This is a genomic window from Citrobacter sp. CtB7.12 (assembly GCF_001297795.1).
Taxonomy (GTDB): Bacteria; Pseudomonadota; Gammaproteobacteria; order Enterobacterales; family Enterobacteriaceae; genus Citrobacter_A; species Citrobacter_A amalonaticus.
The window spans coordinates 114872-134161 of record NZ_LIFT01000007.1 but is presented as its reverse complement, the minus strand read 5'-3'; the positions used below and the strand labels follow the sequence as shown (position 1 = coordinate 134161).

The following is a 19290-nucleotide window of genomic DNA, read 5'->3' as shown; positions in this document are numbered from 1 at the left end:
GATCGAATGACACACCGTGCGCTGTTACTGGTCGATTTACAAAACGATTTCTGCGCCGGCGGCGCGCTGGCGGTCCCGGAGGGCGACAGCACCGTTGATATTGCAAACCAGCTGATTGCATGGTGCCAGACCCGCGGTGATGCGGTCCTCGCAAGCCAGGACTGGCACCCTGCGAACCACGGGAGCTTCGCCAGTCAGCATCGGGCAGAACCTTACAGCCAGGGTCAACTCGACGGCTTGCCGCAAACCTTCTGGCCCGATCACTGCGTGCAGAATACGGACGGCGCGGCGTTTCATCCGTTGCTGAACCGCAAGGCAATAGAGGCCGTTTTTCATAAGGGCGAGAATCCGCTGGTCGACAGCTACAGCGCTTTTTTTGATAACGGACGTCGGCAGACAACCGGACTCGACGCGTGGCTTCGCCAGCATGACGTGAATGAACTGATCGTCATGGGGCTGGCCACCGACTATTGTGTCAGGTTTACGGTGCTGGATGCGCTGCAACTGGGCTATACGGTGAATGTCATTACCGATGGCTGTCGCGGCGTGAACATTCAGCCACAGGACAGTGCCCATGCCTTTATGGAGATGGCAGCAGCAGGCGCTACGTTGTATACCCTCGCTGACTGGGAAGAAACTCAGAGTTAACAGCCTGTTTTGCTGGCCACTGAGTATTACGTTACCCGAGTGGCCATTTTCCCATAAGAAAATTGAAGTAAATTTCACCACCCTTAGCAAAAAGCAGGAAGGCAAAAAAACGCCATAAATGAAAGTTTTCATATTGAATCGCAGTATTAGCGATAGCAACCAGACAGACTGGAGTATAAATCAGAAATAGAAACTCGATAATTAGCTGAATCCGGTTTTCCGTAGGCAAACTGATTTGTTTTTCAAAGTAAAATGTATGAGCTGATAAATGTATCTGGAGTAACAGCATATAAGGTATAACACCAGTTACCCAGCATACGAACCACAATGGACTATGGCCAGTAATCCAACGATAAAGTGCCTGCCTGCTTCTTTTTCTCATACAGTAGTAAACTCTTGTTGGCAGAATGCCTCTTGCACTGCGTATCTGTCGTATCCGCATTTCTGGGTTGTATGGACTCATACGGAAACGCGCTCCGTCCAATGCGAATAATGCCCTGCATGTCCGCATGGGGCATTTTTTTCGTAAGCGGTGGGATGAGGTGTGTCACACGAAACGGGATCGGTTATGATGGCCCCAACCCGTTGCGTCAGCGTTTGACGCATCGTTTCATTTTCAACTGGAGGCATGGGATTGTATGGCTTTTATCCCTAAAAATTACGCCCGTCTGGAAGTAGGTTACCGGGAAAAGGCGCTGAAACTTTTCCCGTGGGTCTGCGGCCGCTGCTCCCGCGAGTTTGTTTACTCAAACCTTCGCGAACTGACGGTGCACCATATCGATCACGATCATTCCAATAACCCGGAAGATGGCAGCAACTGGGAAATGTTGTGCCTGTACTGCCACGATCATGAGCATTCCAAATATACGGAAGCCGACCAGTATGGTTCCACGGTTGTAGCGGGCGAGGATGCGCAAAAGAGCGTCGGCGAAGCCACGTATAACCCTTTCGCAGACCTGAAAGCCATGCTGAATAAAAAATGATCCGCCGCGTTAGCCCGGCAGAGCGACAGAATGCCGGGCTTCCACGGTGCGCTATCAGGATTTGAACGTCGCAATTGGTTCTGGCGTGATGCCGAAATCCACTTTCAGCTGCTGTTTGCTCTTCATCACCATCTGCCCATTGGTGTCGATCGTCATATGTTGCGCATCCGTATTGTGGCGCGCCTGCCAGAGCATCACCAGTTGCAGACTATTATCTTTTTGCTCCGGGGTCAGCGCGACGCCGTCCGGCCATTTTCCCAGTTCAACGGCGGTGGATAAACGCTGATACACTTCCGGCGTCATGCTGTTAATTATCTCATCAAGATTCATGATAAGTCCGCTCCTATGGAATAATTTGCTGAATCGTTTTTTCAACCTTTCGTCTGGGCACCGTTTTCGTCGTCGATGAAGCTCAGAGAAGCTGAATTGACACAGTAACGTTCGCCGGTGGGTTGCGGACCATCGGGGAAGACATGCCCCAGGTGCGCATCGCAGTTTCCACAGCGAATTTCAATGCGTTGCATACCGTGTGAAAAGTCCTTGATGTAACGAATCGACTCTTCACTTACCGGCTCGTAGAAGCTCGGCCAGCCACAGCCGGAATCGTATTTGGACTGGGAGGTAAATAGCGGCGCATCGCAGATCAAACAATGATAGACGCCGTCACGTTTGTTATGCAGTAACTGCCCGGTAAACGGCGGTTCTGTACCGTGATTCTGCGTCACGTAGAACTGCATTTCAGACAGGTTTTTTTTCAGATCTTCTGCAGAAGGTTTGTTCGCCATTTTGCTCACATCTCACTTTTCATGACGCTGACATTGCGCGACAGATTCTAACAAAACATTAACACCTGAGTGCAGACTTTTGTTCTAAACTTGATCCTTGCGAAATGGCAGCTTGTGAATCGTGATGCGAATCACATTTTTATCTCAGTTGCCCTTTAAAATTCGGGGCGCCGCCCCCATGTGGTTTCAAGCCCAATGGAAGAGTGAGGCGAGTCAGCCGTGCAAAGCTTGTACAGAGGATTGATTTGTCGCAATGATTGACACGATTCCGCTTGACGCTGCGTAAGGTTTTTGTAATTTTACAGGCAACCTTTTATTCACTAACAAATAGCTGGTGGAATATATGACTATCAAAGTAGGTATCAACGGTTTTGGCCGTATCGGTCGCATTGTTTTCCGTGCTGCTCAGAAACGTTCTGACATCGAGATCGTTGCAATCAACGACCTGTTAGACGCTGATTACATGGCTTACATGCTGAAATATGACTCCACTCACGGCCGTTTCGACGGTACCGTTGAAGTGAAAGACGGTCATCTGATCGTTAACGGTAAAAAAATCCGTGTTACCGCTGAACGCGATCCGGCTAACCTGAAATGGGACGAAGTTGGTGTTGACGTAGTAGCTGAAGCGACCGGTATCTTCCTGACCGACGAGACTGCTCGTAAGCACATCACTGCTGGCGCGAAAAAAGTCGTACTGACTGGTCCGTCCAAAGATAACACTCCGATGTTTGTTAAAGGCGCTAACTTTGACAAATATGCTGGCCAGGACATCGTTTCCAACGCATCCTGCACCACCAACTGCCTGGCTCCGCTGGCTAAAGTCATCAACGACAACTTCGGCATCATCGAAGGTCTGATGACCACTGTTCACGCAACCACCGCTACTCAGAAAACCGTTGATGGCCCGTCTCACAAAGACTGGCGTGGCGGCCGTGGCGCGGCTCAGAACATCATCCCGTCCTCTACCGGTGCAGCTAAAGCTGTAGGTAAAGTACTGCCAGAACTGAATGGCAAACTGACTGGTATGGCGTTCCGTGTTCCGACTCCGAACGTATCCGTTGTTGACCTGACCGTTCGTCTGGAAAAAGCGGCTTCTTACGAAGACATTAAGAAAGCCATCAAAGCAGCTTCCGAAGGCCCGATGAAAGGCGTTCTGGGTTACACCGAAGACGACGTTGTATCTACCGATTTCAACGGCGAAGTTTGCACTTCCGTGTTCGATGCTAAAGCAGGTATCGCTCTGAACGACAACTTCGTGAAACTGGTTTCCTGGTACGACAACGAAACTGGTTACTCAAACAAAGTTCTGGACCTGATCGCTCACATCTCCAAATAAGTTGAGATGAGAATCTGATCTAAAATGGCGACTTCGGTCGCCTTTTTTTATGGCTTTTCGCTACGGTTGAATCAAGGATTGCATCATGATTAACAAAATTTTCGCTCTCCCTGTCGTTGAACAACTCACCCCTGTCCTCTCCCGTCGTCAGCTTGACGATCTGGAACTGATTGTCGTCGATCACCCACAGGCGAAAGCCTCTTTCGCTTTACAGGGGGCGCACCTGCTCTCCTGGAAACCAGCTGGCGAGGAAGAAGTTCTGTGGCTGAGCAACAACACTCCGTTTAAAAATGGCATCGCGCTGCGCGGCGGCGTGCCGATTTGCTGGCCGTGGTTTGGTCCGGCGGCACAGCAAGGACTGCCTTCTCACGGCTTTGCCCGTAACCTGCCGTGGACGCTGAAAGCACATAATGAAGACGACAACGGCGCAGTGCTGACGTTTGAACTGCAAAGCACTGAAGAGACACTGAAACTGTGGCCACATGATTTCACCCTGCTGGCGCGCTTTAAAGTAGGCAAAACCTGTGAGATTGAGCTTGAAGCGCACGGTGAATTTGAAACGACCTCTGCACTGCATACCTATTTCAACGTTGGCGATATCGCGACGGTGAAAGTCAGCGGCCTGGGCGATCGTTTCATCGATAAAGTGAATGATGCGAAAGAAGACGTCCTGACTGATGGCGTACAGGCGTTTCCGGATCGTACTGACCGTGTCTATCTGAACCCGGAAGCCTGCAGCGTGATTCACGATGCCGCACTGAACCGTAACATCGACGTTGTACATCATCACCACCTCAACGTGGTCGGCTGGAACCCTGGCCCGGCGCTGTCTGTGAGCATGGGCGATATGCCGGATGATGGCTATAAAACCTTTGTGTGCGTAGAAACGGCGTATGCCACCGCCGCACAGAAGGCCACCGAAGAAAAACCTTCTCGCCTGGCGCAAACCATTCGCGTTGCGAAGCGCTAAGCATGATTGTGGTTGAGATGTCACAGGCCTGACAGGTCGTCATCTGGCATTGTTTGCCGGATGGCGATGCCAGCGCATCTTATCCGGCCAACGAGTCAAAACCTCATCAGACCATATCCAGCGCCGTTTTGCCTCTCGGCGCGGGATACGCCTTATCCAGTGCGGCGAGTTCCTGAGCGGAAAGCGTGATGCTCAGCGCCGCCGCATTTTGCTGTACATGCTCCACACTTGCCGCTTTTGGAATCGCCATCACTCCGTGATGACTGATGACCCACGCCAGCAGGATCTGCGCAACTGATGCATTGTGCGCATGCGCAATCTCATTGACCACCGGATGATTCAATAAACCGCTGCGTAAACGTCCGGCCTGCGCCAACGGGCTGTAAGCCATTACGGGAAGCTGATGTTGCTGACACCACGGTAATAAATCGTATTCAATGCCGCGTGAAGCCAGATGATACAGCACCTGATTGGTCGCACACTGCCTGCCGCCCGGAATCTGCCACAGCGCCTGCATATCGTCGACGTCAAGATTGGACACTCCCCAGCGACGAATTTTACCCTGAGCCATCAGAGTTTCCATCGCCTTGACCGTCTCGGCGAAGGAGAAATTGCCTGACCAGTGCAATAAATAGAGATCCAGATAGTCGGTTTTCAGACGACGCAGACTGGCCTCACAGGCGGCAATCGCTTTTTGCCCACCCGCGTTCCATGGGTAAACCTTCGACACCAGGAACACGTGTTCACGCAGTCCGTTGAGCGCCTCACCGACCACCTCTTCCGCTCCGCCATCGGCATACATTTCAGCGGTATCGATGAGCGTTAGCCCCAGATCCACGCCCGCACGAAGTGCAGACACTTCCGCCCGGCGGTAACCGGCATTTTCACCCATGTACCATGTCCCCTGCCCGATCGCAGGTAGAACAACGCCACCAGCGAAGACAACCTGTTTATCTGTCATCACGTTCTCCTTAGTTGTGCACCACCGTAATGCAAAACAGGGCGCAAGTGCCCTGTTTTGATGCACAGATTGCACTCTCAGGGCTCAGTTAAAACTTAGGCATATTCACACTTCCAGGGAAGCGCAATTTATGTTGGACAATATTTTTCAGGAGCATCCCCATAATACCACCCGGCACAAAATGACTAACCCTGCTAATTAATAAAGGTGTCTATTGGTTATTCCACATGTTTACTATGGATAATACTTTATGGGATGGAATACCAGGAATGCTGGAAACTGGGCAAAAAACCACGCCGAACCGGGTCCAACCAATAACTGCGCAACATACGTGCGTAGAGCAATTCAGGCGGGCGGAGTTATTGTGACCAATACACATAATGCTAAAGATTACGGCTCAATGCTGGAGGCAGTTGGCTTTAGAAAAATTGCACCGACACACCCCTCAGGCTGGTGACGTTGGCGTTATCCAGCCATAAAAAGGCGGACATGCCGCTGGCCACATGGCGATATTCGATGGTCAGGACTGGTACTCTGACTTCAAACAAAGGGACTTCTGGGGAGGACCTGGCTATCGCTCATCGAAACCGCCTTATCAAATGTACAGGAAAAAGTAATGCGCCTCTTTTTTGTCGTATCCATGGTGTATTTACTCGCGTCCTGCGTTTCAGGAGGCGATGATGCCGAAAAACGCGTAGCTGATTTTTATCGCTACTATTTACCTGTTTTTGCCAATAGCCCCGGCAAAATAAAGCCAGATCCTGAGAAAATGCATGATTACGTCTCCCGCGAAACGTTAATTCAACTTGATGTTATTTCACATATTTATGAACAAGAAATCATCGACACTGACTATTATACGTACGCGCAGGACTATTCGGTCGACTGGATCCCTTTATTGAAGGTGGGCAAAGCACAAGACGTTGACGGTAGTAAATACGTTACGGTTTGGCTTGGATGCGAAAACGACAGAATCTATCAGATAGGCGTCTATCTGAAGAAAGAAGACAGGAGATGGAAAATCTACAGAGTCAAAAACATCACCGATGGCTATGAGCACTTTATATTTGACAGGCAGTCTATTGAAAAAGCAAAGCAACATGCCAAAGAGGTCGAATGACTCTGTGACAAAAAAGCCCGCGCTGCGGGCTTTTATCGATTGCACTGTGATAACGCACAATCAGAACTTATAGGTGATTCCGGTAGAAATCAGACCAGTCCAGGATTTATCCACCATCGGGCTGTCGGTAATTTCATCAGACAGACGGGTGTAGCGTGCGGTACCGTAAACGCTCCAGTCACCGAGGAAGTTGTAGTTCGCGCTCAGTTCCAGGTACGGATTCCAGCTATCGTCCGGGTTGTAACCCCGCATACCACTGCGTGAGGATTCTTTACGTGACACGCCGTAGTAGTAGTCGTTCTGATTTTCACTGTTCCACTCCACACCGATACCCGGCGTCAGGGTCAGGCCGCCGTTGGTATAGCGGTACAGCCAGGCCAGATCCCAGACGATGCCGTTACTGTTGTCCAGCGTATCCCCGGCGAGCGTGGTACGCAGGAAACCATATTCGGTATGGTGAGAGTATGATAAGCCCGCCATCATGGTGCTCTTACGCTTATCAAGACGACGCATCTGACGATCGTCGCTGTCACCCGGTTTGAAATACATCGGGGACCAGTAAGCGGTGATCGACAATTTGTCGGCGGCGTCGTTCCACAGGTAGTACCCACCACCCAGACCACGGAACCAGAAGTTATCGCCTTCGTAATTAATCACCGGAACCGGATAAACATCCGCGTCGTAATCTTTATATGGGTGTTCAACCACACCAACGCCAGCGCCAAGCGTCAGGTTGCTTTCAGCATGCACCACGGTAGCAGACGATGCGATTAACACGCCAAGTGCCAGAAGTTTGAGTTTGGTCACAATCCATCTTTCCTTTTTCAAATGTTCAGCGGCAAAAGTGTAACCGCCAATACGTTACAACCCAACCATTTTACAAATTAATGAAAGAATGTAACCGTCTAATTTTGCAGGCTGAGATGACACTTGGCTTACAGTGCGGTGAAAACGGTGTGATCTTCCACTGCATTATTTACATTTGCTATGCACTTTTTGCGGATGAGTTATTGATATGCCATTGAAAATCATTTGCGGGTGCATGCAAGTTTTGCAAATGCCATCTACGCTTTAGTTTAGAAGTTGTATCGCCGGGCACGTTGGTCTCACGCGGTGAAAGCTGGCATGAGAGTTGCTGTTTTTTTGATACGAGACAGTAAATGACGTCGTTCAGTCTACCTCTTCCGGGAGCCTCTACTATTCATATGAACGGCTCTTAACCTGTGCTAAAAAACGAAAGGACGGCATATCATGAATATATTCGATCACTATCGCCAGCGTTATGAAGCTGCCAAGGACGAAGAGTTCACACTGCAGGAGTTTCTTACCACTTGTCGGCAAGATCGCAGTGCTTATGCCAACGCGGCAGAACGGCTATTGATGGCTATTGGTGAACCCGTCATGGTCGACACTGCCCAGGAACCCCGACTTTCTCGCCTCTTCTCGAACCGGGTCATTGCACGTTACCCGGCATTTGAAGAGTTTTACGGCATGGAAGACGCGATCGAACAGATTGTCTCTTATCTGAAACACGCGGCTCAGGGGCTGGAAGAGAAGAAACAGATCCTGTATCTGTTGGGGCCTGTAGGGGGCGGGAAGTCATCGCTTGCCGAACGACTGAAATCGTTGATGCAGCGTGTCCCGATTTATGTGCTGAGCGCCAACGGTGAACGCAGCCCGGTGAACGATCATCCGTTGTGCCTGTTTAATCCGCAGGAAGATACCCAGATTCTGGAAAAAGAATACGGTATTCCGCGCCGTTATCTCGGCACCATTATGTCACCGTGGGCGGCCAAACGCCTGCATGAGTTTGGTGGGGATATCACCAAATTCCGCGTGGTGAAAGTGTGGCCGTCGATTCTTGCGCAAATCGCGATTGCCAAAACGGAACCGGGCGATGAGAACAACCAGGACATTTCCGCGCTGGTCGGGAAAGTGGATATTCGTAAACTCGAACATCACGCTCAGAACGATCCGGACGCGTATGGCTATTCCGGCGCATTGTGCCGGGCCAACCAGGGGATCATGGAATTCGTCGAGATGTTCAAAGCACCGATTAAAGTGCTGCATCCGCTGCTGACCGCCACTCAGGAAGGTAACTACAACGGCACTGAGGGGATTTCCGCCCTGCCGTTTAACGGCATCATTCTTGCCCACTCGAACGAATCGGAATGGGTGACGTTCCGTAACAACAAAAACAACGAAGCCTTCCTCGACCGTGTTTACATCGTGAAGGTACCGTACTGCTTACGCATTTCCGAAGAGATCAAAATCTACGAGAAATTGCTAAACCACAGCGAATTGACGCATGCGCCGTGCGCGCCGGGAACGCTGGAAACGCTGGCACGTTTCTCGATTCTCTCCCGCCTGAAAGATCCGGAAAACTCGAGTATCTATTCGAAAATGCGCGTCTATGATGGTGAGAGTCTGAAAGATACCGATCCGAAAGCGAAGTCGTATCAGGAATACCGCGACTACTCCGGCGTCGATGAAGGGATGAACGGTCTGTCGACCCGTTTCGCGTTTAAAATCCTCTCGCGCGTCTTTAACTTTGACCATGTCGAAGTCGCTGCGAACCCGGTTCATCTGTTCTATGTACTGGAACAGCAGATCGAGCGCGAACAGTTCCCGCAGGAGCAAGCTGAGCGTTATCTCGAGTTCCTGAAAGGCTATCTGATCCCGAAATACGCCGAGTTTATTGGTAAAGAGATCCAGACTGCCTATCTCGAATCCTACTCGGAATACGGACAGAATATTTTCGACCGTTATGTCACGTATGCCGACTTCTGGATTCAGGATCAGGAATACCGCGATCCGGATACCGGTCAGCTGTTTGACCGTGAATCGCTGAACGCGGAGCTGGAGAAAATTGAGAAACCGGCGGGGATCAGCAACCCGAAAGATTTCCGTAATGAAATCGTCAACTTTGTGCTGCGTGCGAGAGCGAACAACAGCGGACGAAATCCGAACTGGACCAGCTATGAAAAACTGCGCACGGTCATTGAGAAAAAAATGTTCTCCAATACCGAAGAGCTGCTGCCGGTCATTTCGTTCAATGCCAAAACCTCGACCGATGAGCAGAAGAAACACGACGACTTTGTCGACCGGATGATGGAGAAAGGCTACACCCGTAAACAGGTGCGTTTACTGTGCGAATGGTATCTGCGCGTACGTAAATCGTCTTAACAGCATAAATGACCCGGAAGATTTTCTCCGTTTACCGGGCAAATAGTTCGTTTGTACGCGAAATCATTCAAGGTGTATCAAGGCGGCAAATGAGTGAATCCCCAGGAGCGTACATAAGTACGTGACTGGGGTGAGCGAATGCAGCCAACGCCGGGATAACGTGAAGGATGAAGCGTAAAGTTGGCAAATGCAGTACGGGGGGCATATGACCTGGTTCATTGACCGACGACTTAACGGCAAAAATAAGAGCACGGTTAACCGCCAGCGCTTTTTACGCCGTTATAAAGCACAAATTAAACAGTCGATCTCCGAGGCCATTAACAAGCGTTCGGTGACCGATGTAGACAGCGGTGAATCTGTCTCCATTCCGACGGAAGATATCAGCGAACCGATGTTTCATCAGGGGCGCGGCGGCCTGCGCCATCGCGTTCACCCAGGTAACGACCATTTCGTACAAAATGACCGTATCGAGCGTCCGCAGGGCGGAGGCGGCGGTTCAGGTAGCGGACAGGGCCAGGCCAGTCAGGACGGTGAAGGCCAGGATGAATTCGTCTTTCAGATCTCTAAAGACGAATACCTGGATCTGCTTTTCGAAGACTTAGCGCTGCCTAACCTGAAGCAAAACCAGCAGCGCCAGCTTACTGAGTATAAAACGCACCGGGCGGGTTATACCGCCAACGGCGTTCCGGCTAATATCAGCGTCGTGCGTTCGCTGCAAAATTCTCTCGCCCGGCGCACGGCCATGACGGCCGGCAAACGACGCGAGTTACACGCGCTGGAACAGGATCTCGACACCATCAGCAAAAGCGAACCAGCGCAACTGCTGGAGGAGGAACGATTACGCAAAGAGATTGCTGAGCTGCGGGCCAAGATAGAACGCGTGCCGTTTATCGACACCTTCGACTTGCGCTACAAAAATTACGAGAAGCGTCCCGATCCGTCCAGCCAGGCGGTGATGTTCTGCCTGATGGACGTCTCCGGCTCCATGGATCAGTCGACAAAAGACATGGCCAAACGCTTTTATATTCTGCTCTACCTGTTTTTGAGCCGAACCTATAAGAATGTGGAAGTGGTCTATATTCGTCACCACACCCAGGCAAAAGAGGTCGATGAGCATGAGTTCTTCTACTCTCAGGAAACCGGGGGAACCATTGTTTCCAGCGCCCTGAAGTTGATGGATGACGTTGTGAAAGAACGTTACGATCCTGCGCAGTGGAACATCTACGCCGCACAGGCATCGGATGGGGATAACTGGGCAGATGACTCTCCGCTGTGCCATGAGATTCTGGCGAAGAAACTGCTGCCGGTGGTTCGTTACTACAGTTATATCGAAATTACCCGCCGCGCGCATCAAACCCTGTGGCGCGAATATGAACATCTGCAAGCCACGTTTGATAATTTTGCAATGCAACATATTCGCGATCAGGATGATATTTACCCGGTGTTCCGCGAACTTTTTCATAAACAAGGTGCCACCAGCACCAATTAAACGACAGCCAGCCAGGAAAATAATCTCCTGGCTGGTTCATTTCATGCCTTTTGCACTTCATATCCCCGCTGGCCGGTAGGTTGCACCTGTGACGTATGATAAAATAGATTATCTGACCTGGAGAGTTGTTGTTTATCATGAAATTGCCCCATAAAGCGCTCAGGCTCTTTATTTCCGCAAGCGTTGTCGTTTTGACATCTTCCTTTTTGATCTATGAACTTATTGCCAGCTATAAGTCAATGAATGGCTATATGCGCTATATCATCGAAAAAGCAGACTCCTCATTTCTGTATGATAAATACCAGAATCAGAGCATTGCCGCCCATCTGATGCGCACACTGGCAACACCCGAGAAAACGCTCCCGGCGGATACCCGCCATACCCTTTGCCAGTCGTTTGAAAGTGTTAACTCGGTGTATGGTTTGAATCTGACGCAGCATAATTATCCCGCGCTCCACGGTACGTTACAAACCTCCATTGATGACTGTGCGCGTATCGCGGACGATGTGCTGTTGCTTCCTGCTTTTGATCAGGCCGTGAAGGTTAACCGGGAACAGGTTGATTATGGAAAAGGCCTCGCCACGTCAGAAGAGAAATTTCATTATTATCTGGATTTACAAAATCAATATATTTATTTCTATGATCCGATCAATACGCGGCAGTTTGCCATGCATCACTGGGCTTTTTTACAGAAAGGCTCATTAGGTATTCATCAGGCCGATATTGATGAATTGTTTTCTGGACGTACTGTGCTGTCGAGTATCTATCAGGATGATCGTACCGAACTTAACGTGATGAGTTTTTTAACACCGGTCTATCTGCACGGTAAGTTAAAAGGCATCGTGATGGTGGATATTAATAAGCACAACTTGCAAAATATTGTTTTTACCCACGACCGCCCACTGGTATGGCGTTATCTCAATGCCAGCGTCACCGATACCGACTCGGATAAGACGATTATTATTCATCAAAGCGAGAATAATCTTTTCCCGTACGTCAATTACATCAGCGATCTTCCTGGTGGTCTGCACGTCGAACTGTCACTCGATATCTTGTATTTCATTGTCTCGTCCTGGAAGCTGTTTCTGTTTTACCTTCTGGCAACTGCCCTGCTCCTCAATATGGTCCGGCTGCATTTTCGCCTTTACCATAATGTTACCCGTGAAAATATCAGCGATGCGATGACAGGCCTGTATAACCGTAAAATTTTAACTCCGACGCTTGAGCAGCGATTACAGCGTTTTGTCAGCACCGGAACGCCAGTGACCTTTATCGCTATCGATCTCGATAAGCTGAAGATGATTAACGATACGCAGGGACACCACGAGGGGGATCGGGCGATCACCTTACTGGCAAATGCGATTGAGGCGTCGGTGCGCAAAAGTGATTACGCCATCCGTCTGGGCGGCGATGAATTTTGCATCATTCTGGTGGACGCAGAGCCAGATATGGCGGCTCGTCTGCCGGAACGGATAGCCAACCACCTGCGGACCGTGGCACCTGAGAAGGATATTCGTTTTTCATCAGGCAGCTACAGCATGCAGCCGAACGATTCGCTGCATGATGCCTACACCGCTTCTGACGAGCAACTCTACCTCAACAAGCACCAAAATCGTCAGCGTTCATGATAATCTTTACCGTGTTTTTTCGCGCAAACAGGAGTAAAAAATGAGCGAAATGGAGAAAGGCAGCGAAACCCATCAGCGTTTACTCGATTTATTGTCTCTGGAGGGCGCCCGTTATCGCGTCGTCAGCCATGAGGCCGTCGGGAAATGTGAGGCCGTATCAGAAATTCGGGGGACAGCACTGGGTCAGGGAGCAAAGGCGCTTGTCTGTAAAGTGAAAGGGAATGGGGTAAATCAGCATGTACTGGCTATTTTACCTGCCGACCAACAGGCCGATCTTGGTCAACTGGCGACGTATCTTGGCGGTCTGCGTGCGTCCCTTGCCAGCCCGGCAGAAGTGGACGAACTCACCGGTTGCGTATTTGGCGCGATCCCGCCTTTCAGTTTTCATCCACAGTTAATGCTGGTCGCCGATCCGCTGCTGTTCGAACGTTATCGTGAAATCGCCTTTAACGCCGGTGTGCTCACGAAATCGATTATTCTCAATACTGACGATTATCTGCGTATTGCCCGGCCAGAGTTGGTGGCATTTCACCGCGCATCGTAAGCGTTCAGCTACCACGTTCGAGAATTAAAACAGAAATCACGATAACGGCGGCGATGGCGAAAAAGGATGAACTAATAATGAGCGTTTCAATAAACATCTGATCGTTCATGGCTACACCTAAAAATGAGCGAGACCGGTTCATCTGCTATTGATAGTCCGCAATAATGGCAATTTGATGACAAAATAAAAAATTGCCTGTTTTTCGCCGTCAGGCATTTGCCCGAAATAGCCAGCAGATTCTAAAAAAGTCTGTTCTGCGTGGCGTTTGGGCGTAAAGTAAACAGGCTTAACTTTTTTTGGCAAGGAAACCACGATGTTTGATGTCACTCTGCTGATCCTGCTCGGACTGGCAGCTCTGGGCTTTGTCAGCCATAACACCACTGTCGCCGTTTCAATTCTGGTGCTGATTATTGTCCGCGTTACCCCGCTCAATACCTTTTTCCCGTGGATTGAAAAACAGGGGCTGACCATCGGGATTATTATCCTGACCATCGGCGTCATGGCGCCTATCGCCAGCGGGACACTGCCACCTTCCACCTTGATCCACTCTTTCCTTAACTGGAAATCGCTGGTGGCGATTGTGGTTGGCGTGGTGGTCTCCTGGCTCGGCGGCCGCGGCGTGACGCTGATGGGCAGCCAGCCACAGCTGGTCGCCGGTTTGCTGGTCGGCACCGTGCTTGGCGTGGCCCTGTTTCGCGGTGTACCTGTTGGTCCGCTTATCGCGGCCGGTCTGGTCTCGCTTATTGTGGGAAGGCAGTAGTCAATCCCGCCAGATAACGGCCTGGCGTCTGTCCCAGGCCTTTTTTGAACATGGTGATAAACGCCGTGGTCGAATCATACCCCAACAGTTGCGCCACCTGCTGCACGTTCTGCCCGCCGACCAGGGCCTGTAGTGCCAGAATGAGCTGTAGCTGATGTCGCCAGCGACGAAAGCTGAGCCCTGTCTCTTTCGCCACCAGTCGGGCAAGGTTACGCTCGCTCATCGCAAATACGCTGGCCCACTGCCCCAGCGTTTGCCATTGCGCCGGTTCGCGCGCCATGGTGTCAACCATCCGGCGGATCTTCGGGTGCGCAGAAACCGGCAGCTGCATCTGCTCCTGCGGTTGTTGCGGAAGTTCATCAAATAAGACCTGCGTCAGGCGCTGCGTTTGCGGCTCTGCCCGCTGAGCGTCACTACGCCTCGCCAGCGAGAGGATCAGCTCCCGACAAAGCGGAGAAATTTTTAACGTACAGCAACGTCCCGGTAGTGTGACGGCCTCCGGTTCGATAAAGAGAAAGCAGAGCTCCGCGCCTGCCGTTACGTGATTACTGTGGGGAACGCCGCCGGGGATCCAGACCGCGTACTGCGGCGGCACCATCCACATAGCGCACTCAACATCACAGGTGATAGCCCCATGCAGTGCCATAATCAGTTGCCCTTTACGATGCTGGTGCTGCGCGCTAAACAGCTCATCAGGGCGAGCGCGGATACGAAACGCCACGGCGGCATCGTGGTGCAGATCGGGGTCATATCCGTCGAGTCGCAGGCTGTACATCATTTTGTCCGAATTTAGCGATAAACTGTCATTTTAGCTTGATTCACAACACAAATAAACGCGGTAAGGTACGGCCTCACCTGTTGATATGAGAGAACAATGACTTCTTCACCACCACGCGGCAACCACGGTGCCCTGCTGATTGCCGGTATCCTGATGATTGCCACCACGCTGCGCGTGACGTTTACCGGCGCCGCCCCTTTGCTGGAAGCGATTCGCACGGACTATGGTCTTACGACTGCCCAGACGGGATTATTAACCACCCTGCCGCTGTTGGCGTTTGCGCTGGTTTCTCCGCTTGCCGCTGGCATTGCCCGCCGTATTGGCATGGAACGCAGTCTCTTCGCGGCAATGCTGCTGATTTGCGCCGGGGTTGCCGTGCGCTCACTGCCGGACGCCTCTTTACTGTTTCTTGGCACTGCCATCATCGGCTGCGGTATCGCCCTCGGCAACGTGCTGCTGCCAGGGCTTATCAAACGCGATTTCTCGCAGCACGTCGCCAGACTGACCGGTGCTTATTCCCTGACGATGGGGGCTGCCGCCGCGTTGGGCTCCGCGCTGGTGGTTCCGCTGGCGCTAAGCGGGTTTGGCTGGCGCGGGGCGTTGCTGCTGTTGATGGTGTTTCCGCTACTGGCGTTGCTGATCTGGCTGCCGCAGTGGCGTCATGCCGCCCACGCGAACGTAACCACCTCGCGCACCCTGCACGCACGCGGCATCTGGCGTTCACCGCTGGCCTGGCAGGTGACGTTATTTCTTGGAATTAACTCGCTTATCTATTACGTGATTATCGGCTGGCTGCCAGCAATCTTAATCAGCCACGGCTACAGCGAGGCGCAGGCCGGTTCGCTGCATGGTTTGCTCCAGTTAGCAACCGCCTCTCCCGGTTTACTCATTCCGCTGGTGCTGCACCGTTTTCACGATCAGCGCTGCATCGCCGCACTGGTGTCGTTGATGTGCGCTGTGGGTGCCGCTGGCTTCTGGTTTATGCCGGATCAGGCGGTGCTATGGACGCTGCTGTTTGGATTCGGCTCCGGTGCAACGATGATTCTGGGGCTGACCTTTATCGGCCTGCGCGCCAGTTCTGCGCATCAGGCAGCAGCGCTTTCCGGCATGGCGCAATCCGTCGGTTATCTGTTAGCCGCTTGCGGGCCGCCGCTAATGGGCAGGATCCATGACGCCCAGGGAGACTGGCAGATCCCGCTGCTGACCGTTGCGGCGCTGGCGATAGCGATGGCGATATTCGGTTTCTATGCGGGACGAAATAAAGAGATTACCGCCTGATAAGCTCAGGGCAGACGTGATGTCTGCCCTACTGATTAGCCTCGCGCAGCGCGCAGCATCGCTTGCGCCAGGGGAACCGGTTTCCCCGTAAGAGCGCCACGTTCGGGCTGGAAAAGCGTGGCGACAAAGAACGGATGCGTCACCAATTCCACCGCCCGAATATCCCCGTTATCATCCCAGCCGGTCACCCGCAGATCACCGCTATCCAGTTCAGCCGCAAACGCCTCAGCAATGCCGTAGTTACACTGATAGCCCTCCGAAATCACCGGCTGACCATAGGCTTTAGCAATCAGCGTATTGGGCCGCAGTTCAACATCGTCGGTTTTTTCCACCAGCGAACAGGCAAGTGGCGCAATAACCATCCGGCCCGTTGTGTCAGTTTCCGCATGGGCAGCATCTGACCAGCCCAGCACATTACGCGCATATTCAAGGATGGCGTGTTGAAAACCGCCACAGGTTCCCAGGAAAGGAATGCTGTTTTCGCGGGCATAACGGATGGCCGTCAACGCGCCTTCGGTATTTTTATAGGGGCTGCCAGGCACCACCCAGATGGCGTCATAGCCCACCAGATCTTCTGCACTGGTGATTTCAGTGCTGGACAGCCAGTCGTAATCCGCCAGCAGTTCCAGAACCGCAGCAGCGTCGTCGATGGCCAGAGGAATCGCCTGATGCGCCGTGATGCCAGCGTTGTAATCACCCACCAGCGCAATACGCAGCGTATCTTTTACAGGGGATATTTCCATGGAGAATTCCTTACGTCAGAACAATTGGGGACAACATAAGGAACCTCAGCCTACCGATCTTTTACTGCCATCACAATCCCTTAATTTAGGGATGAACGCGTGCGAAGTGATATAGTGATCGAGAGCAGTATTTCTGCCGGACGAGGCAAATGCGATGAAAAGTAAGGTTTTAGTGAGCGCTTGCCTGATGGGGCTGAAGGTGCGTTATAACGGCAGCGAGAAAGCGCATCCCGCTGCGATACTGGCGCGTTTGCAGGCAGAACAGCGTCTGGTCATCCATTGCCCTGAACTGGCCGCAGGCTTGCCGACACCACGCCCATCGGCGGAAATTGTTCGGGCCGATGGCAACGATGTGATGTACGGGCGCGCATCCATTGTGGAAAAGAACGGTCAAGATGTCACCGGGCACTATCAGCTTGCCGCCTGGCTGGCGCTGCGCACGGCACAGGAGACCGGCTGTGACGTTGCGCTACTCACCGACGGTAGTCCGACATGCGGCAGTCAGTTTATCTACGACGGCAGCTTCAGCGGACAACGTCATCCCGGTATGGGAGTGGCCACCGCGCTGCTACGCCAGCACGGAATCACGGTTTTTTCCGACCAACAGCTCGATGAGTTTTGCGCCTGGATTGAGGAGAATGACAAACATGAATATTCAGTGTAAACGCGTCTACGACCCGGCAGAAGACAGCGACGGCTACCGGGTGCTGGTTGACCGACTGTGGCCACGCGGGATCAAAAAAGCGGATCTCGTGTTCAATGAGTGGGTCAAAGCGCTCGCTCCCTCGACAGAGCTGCGCAAAGCTTTTCACGCAGAAACGATCGATTTTCAGCATTTTACTGAGCAGTACCGCGCGGAACTTGTCACGCAGAAGAAGGAAGGCGAGCGGCTGGCGCAGATTGCCCGCCAGCAGACACTGACGCTGCTGTACGCCGCCAAAAACAGCGAACAAAATCACGCCCTTGTGCTGGCAGACTGGCTACGCGAGTTGTGATTCGCGGGTAACCGTCGATTCAGGCTGAATATCCGGCAACAGAGGCATCAAGTGTTCCGCTCTGACCCAGGCAAAACCCTGCTGCCCGTTTGCCGACACCACCTCCCCCGTCACCAGCCAGAGCGCACGTGGCGTCTCTTTCGGCAGCATGGTGGTAAATCCATTTATGGGATTAATAAATACCTCACCCGGCTGGCAGAGATGGAACAATTCCACCGTCTTGCCGATATTGCCGCGTCCGGCCGATGTTTTCGCACCAATAATCAGCGCCAGGGTGCCCGGCTTTAGCTGGAACATACTTCTCTCGTTGCGCGCTTGCGACTGTGTTTAAGATAATTCTGAGAAATAATAGCCTGCCGAAAGCGTACTTGTCACGTCCTGGCGACTCGCAGAATAAGCGAAAAGCGTGAGGACAAAACCCCTTTTGTCACCCATTAACCCCTGTTATCCTTGCAGCTCTTTGCATAATTCAGACAGGTGATCGCATGAGACTGGGCATACTGTTTCCCGTCGTCATTTTTATTACGGCCGTGGTTTTTTTGGCCTGGTTTTTTATCGGTGGCTATGCCGCACCGGGGGCGTAAATCATGAAAAAAACGACGCTGATTATGATTGTCGTCGCGATAGTCGTGGTGCTGGGTACCGAACTGGGTTGGTGGTAACGCCAGGCCTGAAATGACAAAGGCCACCCTCAGGTCGCCTTTTGTCAGTCAATTATTGCGCCTTAGCTTTTGATTTTTCTGTAAATAAGCAGGACGACGATAGCACCAATAACCGCCACCACAAAGCTGCCGAAATTAAAGCCATCGACTTTCCCAAAACCAAGCAGCGTACTGATCCAGCCGCCCACTACGGCACCGACGATCCCCAGGATGATCGTCATAAAGAATCCACCACCATCCTTACCAGGCATAATCCACTTCGCCAGAATACCTGCAATCAGACCAAAAATAATCCATGAAATAATGCCCATTTTTTCCTCACTTATCGATTTTACAGTAGCGGTTTATTCGCCGTTAAAAAGGATAGCACATCGTCAGGAAATTGAAGTTTGTGATGAACATCACTTAATTGAACGTGCTG

26 protein-coding genes and 1 pseudogene are annotated in these 19290 nt (G+C 51.8%); 16 read left to right on the top strand and 11 right to left on the bottom strand.

What is annotated here, in order from left to right; translation table 11 throughout:
* Nucleotides 1-6 precede the first annotated feature (6 nt).
* Nucleotides 7-648 carry a bifunctional nicotinamidase/pyrazinamidase gene (gene pncA, locus AOY24_RS10955; protein WP_054176623.1) on the top strand — a complete coding sequence of 214 codons (642 nt, stop codon included), beginning with the start codon at nucleotides 7-9 and terminating at the stop codon, nucleotides 646-648.
* Nucleotides 649-679: 31 nt separating this feature from the next.
* Here the strand turns inward: pncA and AOY24_RS24900 are convergent, their stop codons facing one another.
* Nucleotides 680-1111 carry a hypothetical protein gene (locus AOY24_RS24900; RefSeq protein ID WP_152967197.1) on the bottom strand — a complete coding sequence of 144 codons (432 nt, stop codon included), beginning with the start codon at nucleotides 1109-1111 and terminating at the stop codon, nucleotides 680-682.
* A gap of 175 nt (nucleotides 1112-1286) precedes the next feature.
* Between AOY24_RS24900 and yajD the strand changes: the two genes are divergently transcribed.
* Nucleotides 1287-1631, top strand: a complete 345-nt coding sequence (gene yajD / locus AOY24_RS10945; protein WP_042319478.1) for an HNH nuclease YajD — start codon at nucleotides 1287-1289, stop codon at nucleotides 1629-1631.
* Between the two features lie 54 nt (nucleotides 1632-1685).
* On the opposite strand, the gene AOY24_RS10940 is transcribed toward yajD, so the two are convergent.
* Nucleotides 1686-1961 carry a YeaC family protein gene (locus AOY24_RS10940; RefSeq protein WP_043000919.1) on the bottom strand — a complete coding sequence of 92 codons (276 nt, stop codon included), beginning with the start codon at nucleotides 1959-1961 and terminating at the stop codon, nucleotides 1686-1688.
* A 41-nt stretch (nucleotides 1962-2002) separates the two neighbouring features.
* Nucleotides 2003-2416 carry a peptide-methionine (R)-S-oxide reductase MsrB gene (msrB, locus tag AOY24_RS10935; RefSeq protein WP_043000920.1) on the bottom strand — a complete coding sequence of 138 codons (414 nt, stop codon included), beginning with the start codon at nucleotides 2414-2416 and terminating at the stop codon, nucleotides 2003-2005.
* A gap of 343 nt (nucleotides 2417-2759) precedes the next feature.
* On the opposite strand from msrB, the gene gapA reads away from it, so the two are divergent.
* Entirely contained in the window at nucleotides 2760-3755 is a 996-nt protein-coding gene (gene gapA, locus AOY24_RS10930; RefSeq protein WP_043000921.1) for a glyceraldehyde-3-phosphate dehydrogenase, read from the top strand.
* An 85-nt stretch (nucleotides 3756-3840) separates the two neighbouring features.
* The gene (locus AOY24_RS10925) at nucleotides 3841-4725 is read left to right on the top strand and encodes a D-hexose-6-phosphate mutarotase (protein ID WP_054176621.1); all 885 of its coding nucleotides are present in this window, start codon (nucleotides 3841-3843) and stop codon (nucleotides 4723-4725) included.
* A gap of 106 nt (nucleotides 4726-4831) precedes the next feature.
* Here AOY24_RS10925 and AOY24_RS10920 read toward each other — a convergent pair whose 3' ends face one another.
* Complete coding sequence (locus tag AOY24_RS10920) at nucleotides 4832-5686, bottom strand: aldo/keto reductase (RefSeq protein WP_054176620.1); 855 nt, start codon at nucleotides 5684-5686, stop codon at nucleotides 4832-4834.
* 250 nt (nucleotides 5687-5936) lie between these two features.
* Between AOY24_RS10920 and AOY24_RS25370 the strand changes: the two are divergent.
* Nucleotides 5937-6303, top strand: a pseudogene (locus tag AOY24_RS25370) (hypothetical protein).
* Nucleotides 6303-6806, top strand: a complete 504-nt coding sequence (locus tag AOY24_RS10915; RefSeq protein WP_054176619.1) for a YbjP/YqhG family protein — start codon at nucleotides 6303-6305, stop codon at nucleotides 6804-6806. The pseudogene AOY24_RS25370 and the gene AOY24_RS10915 overlap by 1 nt, the downstream one beginning before the upstream one ends.
* Nucleotides 6807-6866: 60 nt before the next feature.
* Here the strand turns inward: AOY24_RS10915 and AOY24_RS10910 are convergent, their stop codons facing one another.
* On the bottom strand, nucleotides 6867-7613 hold the full coding sequence (locus tag AOY24_RS10910) for a MipA/OmpV family protein (protein ID WP_043000925.1): 747 nt from the start codon (nucleotides 7611-7613) through the stop codon (nucleotides 6867-6869).
* 444 nt (nucleotides 7614-8057) lie between these two features.
* On the opposite strand from AOY24_RS10910, the gene yeaG reads away from it, so the two are divergent.
* The 4 genes from yeaG (at nucleotide 8058) to AOY24_RS10890 (ending at nucleotide 13653) form a co-directional block, all read left to right on the top strand.
* The gene (yeaG, locus tag AOY24_RS10905; RefSeq protein ID WP_043000926.1) at nucleotides 8058-9992 is read left to right on the top strand and encodes a protein kinase YeaG; all 1935 of its coding nucleotides are present in this window, start codon (nucleotides 8058-8060) and stop codon (nucleotides 9990-9992) included.
* A 205-nt stretch (nucleotides 9993-10197) separates the two neighbouring features.
* Nucleotides 10198-11481, top strand: a complete 1284-nt coding sequence (locus tag AOY24_RS10900; RefSeq protein ID WP_043000927.1) for a YeaH/YhbH family protein — start codon at nucleotides 10198-10200, stop codon at nucleotides 11479-11481.
* Nucleotides 11482-11618: 137 nt separating this feature from the next.
* Nucleotides 11619-13109, top strand: a complete 1491-nt coding sequence (dgcJ, locus tag AOY24_RS10895) for a diguanylate cyclase DgcJ (RefSeq protein WP_054176682.1) — start codon at nucleotides 11619-11621, stop codon at nucleotides 13107-13109.
* Between the two features lie 40 nt (nucleotides 13110-13149).
* Entirely contained in the window at nucleotides 13150-13653 is a 504-nt protein-coding gene (locus tag AOY24_RS10890; protein ID WP_044328181.1) for a YbaK/prolyl-tRNA synthetase associated domain-containing protein, read from the top strand.
* A 4-nt stretch (nucleotides 13654-13657) separates the two neighbouring features.
* On the opposite strand, the gene yoaI is transcribed toward AOY24_RS10890, so the two are convergent.
* Complete coding sequence (yoaI, locus tag AOY24_RS24895) at nucleotides 13658-13762, bottom strand: small membrane protein YoaI (protein ID WP_086512617.1); 105 nt, start codon at nucleotides 13760-13762, stop codon at nucleotides 13658-13660.
* 29 nt (nucleotides 13763-13791) lie between these two features.
* A complete protein-coding gene (locus AOY24_RS24890) occupies nucleotides 13792-13980 on the bottom strand; it encodes a hypothetical protein (RefSeq protein WP_104010318.1) in 189 nt (62 codons plus the stop codon).
* Between AOY24_RS24890 and AOY24_RS10885 the strand changes: the two genes are divergently transcribed.
* On the top strand, nucleotides 13967-14413 hold the full coding sequence (locus AOY24_RS10885) for a DUF441 domain-containing protein (protein ID WP_043000929.1): 447 nt from the start codon (nucleotides 13967-13969) through the stop codon (nucleotides 14411-14413). The genes AOY24_RS24890 and AOY24_RS10885 overlap by 14 nt on opposite strands.
* On the opposite strand, the gene AOY24_RS10880 is transcribed toward AOY24_RS10885, so the two are convergent.
* Entirely contained in the window at nucleotides 14394-15188 is a 795-nt protein-coding gene (locus AOY24_RS10880) for a helix-turn-helix transcriptional regulator (protein WP_054176618.1), read from the bottom strand. The genes AOY24_RS10885 and AOY24_RS10880 overlap by 20 nt on opposite strands.
* Nucleotides 15189-15287: 99 nt before the next feature.
* On the opposite strand from AOY24_RS10880, the gene AOY24_RS10875 reads away from it, so the two are divergent.
* Entirely contained in the window at nucleotides 15288-16469 is a 1182-nt protein-coding gene (locus tag AOY24_RS10875; protein WP_054176617.1) for a CynX/NimT family MFS transporter, read from the top strand.
* A 35-nt stretch (nucleotides 16470-16504) separates the two neighbouring features.
* On the opposite strand, the gene AOY24_RS10870 is transcribed toward AOY24_RS10875, so the two are convergent.
* The gene (locus tag AOY24_RS10870; RefSeq protein ID WP_044265505.1) at nucleotides 16505-17212 is read right to left on the bottom strand and encodes a CTP synthase; all 708 of its coding nucleotides are present in this window, start codon (nucleotides 17210-17212) and stop codon (nucleotides 16505-16507) included.
* 154 nt (nucleotides 17213-17366) lie between these two features.
* Between AOY24_RS10870 and AOY24_RS10865 the strand changes: the two genes are divergently transcribed.
* Together AOY24_RS10865 and AOY24_RS10860 are read left to right on the top strand one after the other, a co-directional pair.
* On the top strand, nucleotides 17367-17876 hold the full coding sequence (locus tag AOY24_RS10865; protein ID WP_044265507.1) for a DUF523 domain-containing protein: 510 nt from the start codon (nucleotides 17367-17369) through the stop codon (nucleotides 17874-17876).
* Complete coding sequence (locus AOY24_RS10860) at nucleotides 17860-18207, top strand: DUF488 domain-containing protein (protein ID WP_054176616.1); 348 nt, start codon at nucleotides 17860-17862, stop codon at nucleotides 18205-18207. The genes AOY24_RS10865 and AOY24_RS10860 overlap by 17 nt, the downstream gene beginning before the upstream one ends.
* Here the strand turns inward: AOY24_RS10860 and AOY24_RS10855 are convergent.
* Nucleotides 18193-18504: a hypothetical protein gene (locus tag AOY24_RS10855; RefSeq protein ID WP_044254899.1), complete on the bottom strand. Its 312-nt coding sequence runs from the start codon at nucleotides 18502-18504 to the stop codon at nucleotides 18193-18195. The genes AOY24_RS10860 and AOY24_RS10855 overlap by 15 nt on opposite strands.
* Nucleotides 18505-18692: 188 nt before the next feature.
* Between AOY24_RS10855 and AOY24_RS24885 the strand changes: the two genes are divergently transcribed.
* Nucleotides 18693-18791, top strand: coding sequence for a YoaK family small membrane protein (locus AOY24_RS24885; protein WP_042287604.1), 99 nt, complete (start codon nucleotides 18693-18695; stop codon nucleotides 18789-18791).
* A 3-nt stretch (nucleotides 18792-18794) separates the two neighbouring features.
* Nucleotides 18795-18869: a protein YoaJ gene (gene yoaJ / locus AOY24_RS24880; RefSeq protein ID WP_086513017.1), complete on the top strand. Its 75-nt coding sequence runs from the start codon at nucleotides 18795-18797 to the stop codon at nucleotides 18867-18869.
* 62 nt (nucleotides 18870-18931) lie between these two features.
* Here yoaJ and AOY24_RS10845 read toward each other — a convergent pair whose 3' ends face one another.
* Nucleotides 18932-19180, bottom strand: a complete 249-nt coding sequence (locus tag AOY24_RS10845) for a GlsB/YeaQ/YmgE family stress response membrane protein (protein ID WP_043000937.1) — start codon at nucleotides 19178-19180, stop codon at nucleotides 18932-18934.
* Nucleotides 19181-19290: the final 110 nt, after the last annotated feature.